Origin of the sequence: Pseudomonas donghuensis (assembly GCF_000259195.1) — a bacterium.
GTDB lineage: Bacteria > Pseudomonadota > Gammaproteobacteria > Pseudomonadales > Pseudomonadaceae > Aquipseudomonas > Aquipseudomonas donghuensis.
The window spans coordinates 20,493-30,535 of record NZ_JH650762.1 but is presented as its reverse complement, the minus strand read 5'-3'; the positions used below and the strand labels follow the sequence as shown (position 1 = coordinate 30,535).

Below are 10,043 nucleotides of genomic sequence, written 5' to 3'. Positions count from 1 at the left end.
GTGGGCGCCGCCGGCCGGTGAGCATCGACAGCGGCAGGTTCTCCTTCAGCCGCCAGCTCTCGAACAGCGCCGCGGCAATGTGCAGGCACACCAGCGCCAGCAGGGTGTCGGCCATCAACTCATGGATATCCCGCAGGCCGTCTTCACCCCAGAAGTAATAGATCTCTTCCATCATGAAGCCGCTGACTCCAAGGCCGGCCATCAGCAGCAACATCAGTACCATCACCAGGGCGCCCAACGGCGAATGCCCGAGGCGGTGGTAGTTTGCGCCGCGGTACAACGCCTGCAGATGCCACTTCAATCGCGTTGGCGTCGGCCAGAAGTCCGCCCAGCGCGCCGCCGGGCTGCCGACAAAGCCCCATACACTACGCAGCAGCACGATCGCCAGGCCGTAATAGCCCAGCCAGCGGTGCCAGCCATCGCCTTCTTCGGTGAAAAAATAACCGCCGATAAACACCAGCACCAACGACCAGTGGCACACGCGCACCACCGGGTCCCAAAGGCGCAGGTTATCGCCGCTCACCTCAGTCGATCTCTTCTTTCACTTTTTTGCCGGTCACCGGATCGAAGTAGATCTCGACCTTCTTGCCTTCTTTGTTCTTGCCATAGATCTCGTAGCAGTTGCCGTCGGTGACCTTGAATTTCTTGATCTCATAGCCCTGTTTTTTCAGTTCTTCCTGGAAGTTGTTCTGGTCCTGCCATTGCACCTTGTCGGCGCTGCTGCATTCGGTCTTGGCCAGAACGGCGGGGCTTACGACGAGCAATGAGACCAGTAGAAGCTGACGCATGACGAGTCCTCGGGTTGTCGAAAGGGGCTGCCCGATTGAGCTTATGTCAGGGTTGGCGACTTCGCTAGCGCCTCGTCCAGCAGCTCGATCCAGTGCCGCACCGGCGTGCGTCCGGCGCCGTCGAGGTGGGTCTGGCAGCCGATATTGGCGGTGACGATCAGGTCCGGCTGGCCGCTTTCCAGGGCATCGAGCCTGTTGTCGCGCAGTTGCCTGGCCAACGCCGGCTGGGTCAGCGAATAGGTGCCGGCCGAGCCGCAGCACAGGTGGCCGTCGGGCACGTTGCTGAGGGTAAAGCCCAGGCGCGAGAGCAGGGCCTCGACGCTGCCGCCAAGCTTCTGCGCATGCTGCAAGGTGCACGGGCAGTGCACCGCCAGCACCAGACCGCTGTGGCAGGCCAACGGCTCCAGGGGTTCGGCGCCGATGACCTCGACCAGGTCCCTGGCCAGTTCGCTGACCCGCCGGGCTTTGCCGGCGTACTGCGCATCGCCCTGCAACAGCGTGGCGTACTCCTTGACGAAGGCCCCGCAGCCGCTGGCCGTCTGCACGATGGCTTCGGCACCGGCCTCGATCGCCGGCCACCAGGCATCGATGTTGCGGCGGGCGCGCGCAAGGCCGCTGGCTTGTGCATCCAGGTGATAGTCGACAGCACCGCAGCAGCCGGCTAGCGGCGCCGGGGTGACGCTGATGCCCAGGCGATCGAGCACCCGTGCGGTGGCGGCGTTGGTGTTGGGCGACAGGCTCGGCTGCACGCAGCCTTCGAGCAGCAGTACGCGCCGGGCATGGCGGGGCTGTGGACGGGGTTGCGCGGGGGGCACCGAGCGCGGCAGCTTGGCCTTGAGCGGCGCCGGCAGCAGGCGGTCGACGCTGCGCCCCAGCTGCACCAGGCGCTTGAAGGCCTGCGGGTGGCTGGCCAAGCTGCGCAGGCCGCGGCGCAAGGCGCGTTGCAGGGGCGGGCGAGGCACGGCCTGATCGACCACGGCGCGGCCGATATCCAGCAGGTTGTGGTAATCGACCCCGGACGGGCAGGTGGTTTCGCAGTTGCGGCACGACAGGCAACGGTCCAGGTGCAGTTGGGTCTTGGCGCTGGCGGGGTGGCCTTCCAGCACCTGCTTGATCAGGTAGATCCGCCCGCGCGGGCCATCGAGCTCGTCGCCCAGCAATTGATAGGTCGGGCAGGTGGCATTGCAGAAGCCGCAGTGCACGCAGGTGCGCAGGATGCTCTCGGCTTCTTCGGCACGGGCCAGGCGTTTGGCGGCATCGCTGAGGGTGGTTTGCATGGTTCAGACCTGTGCGTACATCCGCCCGGGGTTGAAGATCCCTTGCGGGTCGAGGCGTTGTTTGAGTTGCTGGTGGTAGCGCAGCAAGGCGCCGGGCAGCGGCTGGAACGGGCTGTCGCTGGCGCTGTAGCAGGTGGCATGGCCACCCAGGCGGCTGGCGGCGCTGCGGATGGTCTCGGCTGGCGCCGAGGATTTCAGCCAGCGCTGGGCACCGGCCCAGTCCAGCAGTTGCTCGCCGGACAGTTCCAGCGCCGCGCTGTTGTTGGGCAAGGACAGGCGCCACAGCGGGCGCGGGTCGGCGAAAAAAGCCAGGCGGCGGTTGTTCAGGTCCTGCCACCAGCTGGCCTGGAAGTGCTCGCCGCCAAGCCGCTCGCGGGCGGCCTTGACCGAGCCTTCGCCACCCTCAAGACGCAGGCGCAACACCGTGCCGTCATGGCAGGCGGCGCTGATCGGGATCGGTTGCTGGCCCCACTGCGCCAGTTTCAGCAGGGCCTGTTGCGGGTCGAGGTGCAGGGCGATGTGCGCTTCGCAGCGCGGTTTGGGCAGCACTTTCAGCGACACTTCGGTGATCAGCCCCAGGCAGCCGAAACTGCCGGCCATCAAGCGCGACAGGTCGTAACCGGCGACGTTCTTCATCACCTCGCCGCCAAAGCGCAGGTGCACGCCCAGGCCGCTGATCACCCGGGTACCGAGCACATAATCGCGCACCGAGCCCGCCCACGGCCGGCGTGGCCCGGACAACCCGGCGGCAACCATGCCGCCGAGGGTGGCACCGTCGTCGCTGTGCGGCGGCTCGCATGCCAGCATCTGCCCGGCGGCTTCCAGCGCCGCCGACAGCTCACCCAGGGGCGTACCGGCGCGGGCGGTGATCACCAGCTCGGTCGGGTCGTAGTTGACGATGCCGCGGTGGTCGCGGGTATCGAGCGTAACGCCTGCAACCTGGCGGCCGAGAAAGGCCTTGCTGGCGCCGCCACGGATCTGCAACGGCGTGCCTGCGGCGCGGGCCTGGTTGACCTGCTCCAGCAGTGCCTGGCTGGCATCGTTGTTGTGGGCCGACATCAGAACCGCTCCAGGTCGGGGAAGGGCAACTGGCCGGCGTGCACGTGCAGGGCGCCGAACTCGGCGCAGCGGTGCAGGGTGGGGATGTTCTTGCCGGGGTTGAGCAGGCCATGGGGGTCGAAGGCCGCCTTGACCGCATGGAACAGGGTCAGTTCGTCGCTGCTGAACTGCGCGCACATCTGGTTGATCTTCTCGCGGCCCACGCCATGTTCGCCGGTGATGCTGCCGCCGACGCTCACGCACAGTTCGAGGATTTCCCCGCCAAAGGCTTCGGCCCGCTCCAGCTCGCCCGGCTGGTTGGCATCGAACAGGATCAGCGGGTGCATGTTGCCGTCGCCGGCATGAAAGACGTTGGCCACCCGCAGCGCGTACTTGTGCGCAAGCGCAGCGATGCACTGCAGTACATGGGGCAGCTCGCGGCGCGGGATGGTGCCGTCCATGCAGTAGTAATCGGCCGAGATCCGCCCCACCGCGGGGAAGGCGTTCTTGCGCCCGGCCCAGAATTTCACCCGCTCCACTTCGTCACGGGCCTGGCGCACCTCGGTGGCGCCGGCCTGCTCCAGCAGGGTACGCACGCGGTTGCAGTCGTCGTGCACATCGGCTTCGACGCCATCGAGTTCGCACAGCAAAATCGCTTCGGCCGCCACCGGGTAGCCGGCGTGAATGAAGTCTTCGGCGGCGCGGATGGCCAGGTTGTCCATCATCTCCAGGCCACCGGGAATGATCCCGGCGGCGATGATGTCGCCGACCGCACGGCCGGCCTTGGCCACCGAGTCGAAGGCCGCCAGCAGCACCTTGGCCACCTGCGGCTTGGGCAGCAGCTTGACCGTGACTTCGGTGATGATCCCGAGCATGCCTTCGGAGCCGGTGAACAGCGCCAGCAGGTCGAAACCCGGGGCATCGAGGCTGTCGGCGCCGAGGGTCAGGCATTCGCCTTCGACGGTGAGGATCTCGAGCTTGAGCAGGTTGTGCACGGTCAGGCCGTACTTCAGGCAATGCACGCCACCGGCATTCTCGGCGACGTTGCCGCCGATCGAGCAGGCGATCTGTGACGACGGGTCGGGCGCGTAGTACAGGCCAAAGGGTGCGGCGGCCTGGGAAATCGCCAGGTTGCGCACCCCGGGCTGCACCCGCGCGGTACGGGCGGCCGGGTCGATCGCAAGGATCTTGTTGAAGCGCGCCATCACCAGCAGCACGCCTTTTGCCAGCGGCAAGGCGCCGCCCGACAGGCCGGTGCCGGCACCGCGCGCGACCACCGGCACCTTGCGCTCGAAGCACAGTTTGAGGACGCCCTGGACCTGCGCGAGGGTATGCGGCAATACCACCAGCATCGGCGTGCAGCGGTAGGCCGAGAGGCCATCGCATTCGTAGGGCTTGAGGTCTTCCTCGGCGTGGAGGATATCGAGGTCGGGCAGTTGTGCCTGCAAGGCCTGCAGCAGCGCCGGTTTGTCGACTGCGGGCAGGGCGCCATCGACGCGTTCGTCGTAAAGGATATTCATTGACGGCTAATCACCGGTATCTGCCCGAACCTGCGGGAAATCAAAGACAGGAGCCGCGCCGGGCACAGGCGACCCTGGGTCTTGAAAAGATGACGCGCCTGCTGCCCGCCACTAGCCTCTGCGGGCTAGCGGAAACGGGGCAGTGGGCGTTCAACGCTCAGCGAGGTGAGGGTTTTTCTGACCAGCTGATCGTCGGCTTCGACGGCCTTGAGGGTGTCGCGGATCTTGCCGGCCACAGGTACATCACCCTGGCGGTCGATCCAGTCGGCAATCTCCTTGCACGCCGAAGCGAGCCGGGCCTGGCGCTGGTTGATCAGGTTAAGGGCGGTGGTGATCTCTTTATCGGACATGAGGGAATCCTCCATCTGCGCGAATAAAGTGTAGCAGCGCAGAAAAATCCTGCGCTGGGACCTCAGCCGGCCAGGCGCTCGCGCACGCGCATCAACGCATAGCCGAGCAGGTTCAGGCCTTGCCACTGGCGTGGGTCAGCCGCTTGCGGCGCCTTGGCGTCCAGGCCGATGCCCCAGATGCGGTCCACGGGGCTGGCCTCGACCAGCACCTGGCCGTCGGTGGACAGCAGAAACGTGCGCAGCCCCGGGTGCTGTTCGAACTTGAGCAGGTTGGCCTGCTCGACGATCGCCGAACGCTCGGCAACCCAGGCTGCCTCGTCGTACCCGGCAACTTCACGGCCGAGCTTCTTGGCGTCGGCGGGCGTGCGCGCGGCAAGGATTTTCTCCAGGGTGGCCTGGTCGTCGAACAGCCGCGCCTTGCCGGCCATCATGTAGTGCTCGGCGCTGGGGTAGTGCAGGTGCTGTTCCTTGAACCCGGCCTCGAACCACTGGCTGAAGCAGCTTTTGTCCGGCTTGCCCTCGACTTTTTGCCGGTGGCCCCAGAAGTACAGGTACTGCGGCGCAAGCCCCTGGTCGATAGCGGCGATCAGGCTGGTGTTGTCGAGGATGTTGGCCAGCGCGGCGGGCGTTGAAGTCATACGGAGTCTTCCATGAGCGAATCGGGCCATGGTACTCCAGGCCTGCGCGGTTGTGACAGCCTCGGTGCTGACGTACTATCCTTGCCAGCAAGCGATACCCCGCATACTTATAAATCTTTCCTCAGCGCACACGCTTCACTCAGGCCCGACCGGCATGAGTGTCTGGCGCTGGGCGCGTTTTCGTCCCCGGCAACCGCAAACGACTCGGAGCAAGGCTTTACTCATGAATACATCCGTGGATGCGCGAACCGGCAGTTGGCTGAGTGTCATCGCCCTGGCCCTGGCGGCCTTCATTTTCAACACCACCGAATTCGTCCCGGTGGCGCTGCTCAGCGACATCGGCCGCAGCTTCGAGATGTCCACCGCCCAGGTCGGGCTGATGCTGACCATCTACGCCTGGGTGGTGGCCCTGGCCTCGCTGCCGATGATGCTGCTGACGCGCAACATCGAGCGGCGCACGTTGCTGATCATCGTCTTTGCCCTGTTCATCCTCAGCCACTTGCTCTCGGGGGTGGCGCAGAGCTTTGCCATGCTGCTGGTCAGCCGTATCGGCATCGCCCTGGCCCACGCGGTGTTCTGGGCCATTACCGCTTCGCTGGCAGTGCGCGTGGCGCCGCCGGGGCAACAGGCCAAGGCTCTGGGCTTGCTGGCCACCGGCACCACCCTGGCGATGGTCATGGGCATTCCACTGGGGCGGGTGGTCGGCGAGGCGCTGGGCTGGCGCACCACTTTCCTGGCGATTGCCGGGGTGGCGCTGGCGACCTTGCTGTGCCTGGTCAAATCCTTGCCGTTGCTGCCGAGCCAGAACTCCGGCTCGCTGCGCAGCGTGCCGGTGCTGTTCAAGCGCCCGGCGCTGGTCACCGTGTATGTGCTGGTGGCGCTGGTGATTGCCGCGCAGTTCACCGCCTACAGCTACATCGAGCCGTTCGCGTTGAATGTGGCGCAGATCGGCGCAGAGCTGACCACCGTGCTGCTGTTGCTGTTCGGCGGTGCCGGGGTGTTTGGGTCGGTGCTGTTCAGCCGCTACAGCGAGCGCTTCCCGCAGGGCTTTCTGCTCGGTGCGATCGCCATGCTGGCGACCTGTCTGCTGCTGTTGTTGCCGTTGTCTGGCGATTTCAGCCTGCTGGGCACCTTGAGCGTGTTCTGGGGTGTTGCGATCATGTGCTTCAGCCTGGCGTTGCAGTCTAAAGTACTGAGCCTCGCCTCGGATGCTACCGACGTGGCCATGGCCATGTTCTCCGGCATCTACAACATCGGCATTGGCGCCGGGGCCTTGATCGGCAGCCTGGTCAGCGTGCACATGGGCCTGGGCAACATCGGTTTTGTCGGGGGCGCGCTGGCCCTGGCAGGGTTGCTGTTGTGCGTGGTGACGACTTACCGCTTTGCCCGGGCTGAGGTGGCGTGACGAGGGGGCTGCTAGCTCCCACACGGACTGCGCGAAACCTGTGGGAGCTGGCTTGCCAGCGATCGAGCGCGCAGCGGTCGCCAAATGGTTTCCCTCAATCGCGAATCTTCAGCAGCCCATCGCACTTCAGGCACCGCACCTTCTTCAGCTTGTGCACTTCGCTAAAGCCGACCCGGCGTGACAGCGCGGTCCCGGCCTCGTCCTTGTACAGGTGCAGCATCGCCGCGTTGCACAGCGGGCAGCGCACCAGCATCGCCAGCGGGAAGCTCAGCAAGCACAGGCCGAGAATCACCAGAATGCAGGTCGCGGTAATGCTCTTCGGCATCCAGTCGAACACCGTCAGCGCCATCAGGGGCGCGCCGATATAGATGCTGAGATCATTGATGTAGATGTTCAGAAACGCCACGTGGCGGTAGTCGAGTTGCGGCATGTCAGTTCATCGCATCATGGGGCAGCAGGACGGTGTCGACCGCCATGTCCACCGGCAAGGTGACAATGGCAACCACCGGGCAGACGACGGTTACCCAGCAGAGCACAGTGGCGTAGGCGTCGTAGCCGGTCTGATTGTGCGAGGTCAGTAGCTCGACGTTGGTCTGGGTGCCTTTGTAGTAATCGTGGTTGTTGTAGCCACTGATGCCACGGGCGAGAAAGGTGCCGCAACTGGCCAGGGTCAGGGTCGAGGCCAGGAGCAAAAACGTGAAGATTCTAATGGTGCCATTCCTTAGCAGGTAGAGACGCGAGACAAGCGCGCATTCTCGCACATCACCACTAGTATCCGCGCAACCCGCGCGCGGCGAAGTAATCTTCCAGCACCTCTGGCCCGGCACCGACCTGGGCCAGTGCCACATAGCTGTCCGGACGTATCAGGTACACGCCTTCTTGCTGCAACCCGGCCACTTCATGAGCCTCGCGCCACTCGAACACCTCCAGCGGCATGCCGCGCTCGCTGCACCAGGCCACCAGGCTGCCGTTGGCGGCGCCATACACCTGTACCTGCCAGCACGTCCGCGCCAGCCCGGCAAAGTTGTCGTGCCTGCCGTCGCTGACCCAGGGCATGCGTTCGCCGCCATGCACCTGACCGGCGCTGCCGACGCTCAAGGGCATGTCGCGATAGTTCAGGGTGATCTGCGACACCGTACGGAACAAAAATGCCCGCGCCGCCTTGAACGCCGCCACCCGCGGCAGCAGCAACGGCGCCAGGCGCGTACGCAGCAGGGCGGCCAGGCGGCCGTCGGCGGTGATGAAGTTGAACACCTGGTCGGTGGTCGACACCAGCCGCCGGGCGAAGGCGCTGCGCTCGATTTCATAGGTGCCGAGCAGGGCGTCGTTGGCGGTGCCTTGCAACACGGCTGCCAGCTTCCAGGCCAGGTTGATGGCATCGCCGATACCGGTGTTCATGCCCTGGCCACCGGCCGGACTGTGCACGTGGGCCGCGTCACCGAGCAGGAAGGCGCGCTCGCGGCCAAACTGCTCGGCCACCCGGTGGTGCACGCGGTAGGTGGAGAACCAGTTGACCTGATGAATCTCGACCTTCAGGTGCTCCATGGCCCGCTTGCTGACGTCTTCGAAGCGCAGGTCCCGTGGGTGTTCGGCGCGCTCGTCGCGCACCGTGCCGATCAGCCGCGCGCGGCCATTGCCAGCCAGTGGGAACACGGCGAGAAAATCTGCCTCGTCCAGGTCCACATGCAGCTCGCCATTGAAGGCCGGCCCCGCGCCGTCGACGTCGGCAACATAAAATACTTGCTGGTAGGTGCCGCCGGGAAAGCCGATGCCCAGCACCTTGCGCACCGTCGAGCGGGCACCGTCGCAACCGGCCAGGTAGTCGGCGTGGCAAACGTGCTCCTCACCCTCGGCATTGCGTAGCCGGGCAGTGACGCCGTCGCTGTCCTGGCTGAAACCGAGCAGTTCGGTTTGCCGTTCGACTTCCACCGCAAAGCGCTGCAAGCGTTCGATCAGCAGCCGTTCATGCTGGTCCTGCGGGTAGATGTGCAGGAACGGGTAGGGCGTAAGGTCGGCGCCAATGGCACTGAACGGCAAGCGTGCGGCGGCTTCGCCCTTGACCCACAGGTTGGCCGCCGGCACCTGGTGACCCTGCTCGATGATCGCCTCGGTCAGGTCCAGCTGGCGATACAGCTCCAGGGTCCGGGCCTGTACCGCCAAGGCCCGGGAAGTGGTGCCGGGGGCGGCGGTCTTGTCGATGATCCGTACCTTGATGCCCAGCTTGCTCAGCCACAGTGCCAGCACCAACCCGGTGGGGCCGGCGCCGATAATCAGTACGTCACAGCGGTTCATCGCAGACGCTCCTCAGCGCTGAGTGAACGCCAGGTTCAGGCCCAGGCCGGCAAAAGAGGCAGCAAAACTGCGGCGCAGCCAGTTCTGCACCCGCGGCGATTCAATCACCGCGCGGCGAAACAGGTTGGCCAGCAGACCGTACAACACAAACACCACGAAGGTCATGAGCATGAACACCGCGCTCAGGCTGAGCATCTGCCCGGTCACCGAGCCCCCCTCGGCACGGATGAACTGTGGCAGGAAGGCGAGGAAGAAAATCGTCAGTTTCGGGTTGAGGATGTTCAACAGGCAGGCCCGCAGGATCAGGCTGCCAGCACTGCCGACAGCGGTGTTGCTGTCGACCGCAAAGGCCGAGCGGTCGCGCCAGGTGGCGTAGGCCAGGTACAACAGGTAGGCGACACCCGCGAACTTCAGGCCCTGGAAGGCCAGGGCGCTGGTGTGCAGGATGGCCGACAGGCCAAGGATCGAGGCCAGCAGGTGCGGGATAATCCCCGCCGTGCAGCCCAGCGCTGTATAGAGGCTGGCGCGCTTGCCGGCCACCAGGGCAGTGGAGAGGGTCAGGATCACGCCGCTGCCGGGAATCAGCACGACGATCAATGAAGTAATGAGAAAATCCAGGCTCGGCATTGCGACAGGCTCCATCTTGTCAGGGTTGGTTGAAGACCTGTTTACAGGCGTCCACTGCTTAGTTCAAGTGTAAAGCCGCCGGCAGTATTTGCTCGCCGGTCGTCGGCG

12 protein-coding genes are annotated in these 10,043 nt (G+C 65.2%); 1 reads left to right on the top strand and 11 read right to left on the bottom strand.

Translation table 11 applies throughout. The features are described from left to right. The 7 genes from UW3_RS26805 to UW3_RS0110435 all read right to left on the bottom strand — a co-directional run. On the bottom strand, nucleotides 1–523 hold a 523-nt coding region (locus UW3_RS26805), incomplete at its 3' end, for a cytochrome b/b6 domain-containing protein (protein ID WP_010222375.1). Between the two features lies 1 nt (nucleotide 524). After that, the gene (locus UW3_RS0110460; RefSeq protein WP_010222374.1) at nucleotides 525–788 is read right to left on the bottom strand and encodes a PepSY domain-containing protein; all 264 of its coding nucleotides are present in this window, start codon (nucleotides 786–788) and stop codon (nucleotides 525–527) included. A gap of 41 nt (nucleotides 789–829) precedes the next feature. Continuing rightward, nucleotides 830–2,065: a glycolate oxidase subunit GlcF gene (gene glcF, locus UW3_RS0110455; protein WP_010222372.1), complete on the bottom strand. Its 1,236-nt coding sequence runs from the start codon at nucleotides 2,063–2,065 to the stop codon at nucleotides 830–832. 3 nt (nucleotides 2,066–2,068) lie between these two features. Next, on the bottom strand, nucleotides 2,069–3,124 hold the full coding sequence (gene glcE, locus UW3_RS0110450; RefSeq protein WP_010222369.1) for a glycolate oxidase subunit GlcE: 1,056 nt from the start codon (nucleotides 3,122–3,124) through the stop codon (nucleotides 2,069–2,071). Continuing rightward, nucleotides 3,124–4,623 (bottom strand): glycolate oxidase subunit GlcD, encoded by a 1,500-nt coding sequence (gene glcD, locus UW3_RS0110445; protein ID WP_010222368.1) that lies wholly within the window; start codon nucleotides 4,621–4,623, stop codon nucleotides 3,124–3,126. Before glcD ends, glcE begins: the two co-directional genes overlap by 1 nt. A gap of 125 nt (nucleotides 4,624–4,748) precedes the next feature. Further along, nucleotides 4,749–4,973, bottom strand: coding sequence for a hypothetical protein (locus UW3_RS0110440; protein WP_010222367.1), 225 nt, complete (start codon nucleotides 4,971–4,973; stop codon nucleotides 4,749–4,751). 62 nt (nucleotides 4,974–5,035) lie between these two features. Then, nucleotides 5,036–5,611: an NADAR family protein gene (locus UW3_RS0110435; RefSeq protein WP_010222366.1), complete on the bottom strand. Its 576-nt coding sequence runs from the start codon at nucleotides 5,609–5,611 to the stop codon at nucleotides 5,036–5,038. 223 nt (nucleotides 5,612–5,834) lie between these two features. On the opposite strand from UW3_RS0110435, the gene UW3_RS0110430 reads away from it, so the two are divergent. Continuing rightward, nucleotides 5,835–7,016, top strand: a complete 1,182-nt coding sequence (locus UW3_RS0110430; protein WP_026001266.1) for a sugar transporter — start codon at nucleotides 5,835–5,837, stop codon at nucleotides 7,014–7,016. Nucleotides 7,017–7,110: 94 nt separating this feature from the next. Here the strand turns inward: UW3_RS0110430 and UW3_RS0110425 are convergent, their stop codons facing one another. From UW3_RS0110425 to UW3_RS0110410, 4 genes are all read right to left on the bottom strand, one after another. Then, nucleotides 7,111–7,446 (bottom strand): hypothetical protein, encoded by a 336-nt coding sequence (locus tag UW3_RS0110425; protein WP_010222364.1) that lies wholly within the window; start codon nucleotides 7,444–7,446, stop codon nucleotides 7,111–7,113. 1 nt (nucleotide 7,447) lies between these two features. After that, a complete protein-coding gene (locus tag UW3_RS0110420; protein WP_010222363.1) occupies nucleotides 7,448–7,708 on the bottom strand; it encodes a YceK/YidQ family lipoprotein in 261 nt (86 codons plus the stop codon). A 76-nt stretch (nucleotides 7,709–7,784) separates the two neighbouring features. Further along, nucleotides 7,785–9,308: an FAD-dependent oxidoreductase gene (locus UW3_RS0110415; protein ID WP_010222362.1), complete on the bottom strand. Its 1,524-nt coding sequence runs from the start codon at nucleotides 9,306–9,308 to the stop codon at nucleotides 7,785–7,787. Nucleotides 9,309–9,320: 12 nt separating this feature from the next. Beyond that, entirely contained in the window at nucleotides 9,321–9,935 is a 615-nt protein-coding gene (locus UW3_RS0110410; RefSeq protein WP_010222361.1) for a LysE family translocator, read from the bottom strand. Nucleotides 9,936–10,043 lie beyond the last annotated feature (108 nt).

Bases quoted from the DNA above. Each gene is read 5' to 3' on its own strand.
- glcF (WP_010222372.1), bottom strand. From the start codon at position 2,065: ATGCAAACCACCCTCAGCGATGCCGCCAAACGCCTGGCCCGTGCCGAA.
- UW3_RS0110440 (WP_010222367.1), bottom strand. From the start codon at position 4,973: ATGTCCGATAAAGAGATCACCACCGCCCTTAACCTGATCAACCAGCGC.
- UW3_RS0110410 (WP_010222361.1), bottom strand. From the start codon at position 9,935: ATGCCGAGCCTGGATTTTCTCATTACTTCATTGATCGTCGTGCTGATT.
- UW3_RS0110460 (WP_010222374.1), bottom strand. From the start codon at position 788: ATGCGTCAGCTTCTACTGGTCTCATTGCTCGTCGTAAGCCCCGCCGTT.
- UW3_RS0110430 (WP_026001266.1), top strand. From the start codon at position 5,835: ATGAATACATCCGTGGATGCGCGAACCGGCAGTTGGCTGAGTGTCATC.
- UW3_RS0110435 (WP_010222366.1), bottom strand. From the start codon at position 5,611: ATGACTTCAACGCCCGCCGCGCTGGCCAACATCCTCGACAACACCAGC.
- UW3_RS0110415 (WP_010222362.1), bottom strand. From the start codon at position 9,308: ATGAACCGCTGTGACGTACTGATTATCGGCGCCGGCCCCACCGGGTTG.
- glcD (WP_010222368.1), bottom strand. From the start codon at position 4,623: ATGAATATCCTTTACGACGAACGCGTCGATGGCGCCCTGCCCGCAGTC.
- UW3_RS0110425 (WP_010222364.1), bottom strand. From the start codon at position 7,446: ATGCCGCAACTCGACTACCGCCACGTGGCGTTTCTGAACATCTACATC.
- glcE (WP_010222369.1), bottom strand. From the start codon at position 3,124: ATGTCGGCCCACAACAACGATGCCAGCCAGGCACTGCTGGAGCAGGTC.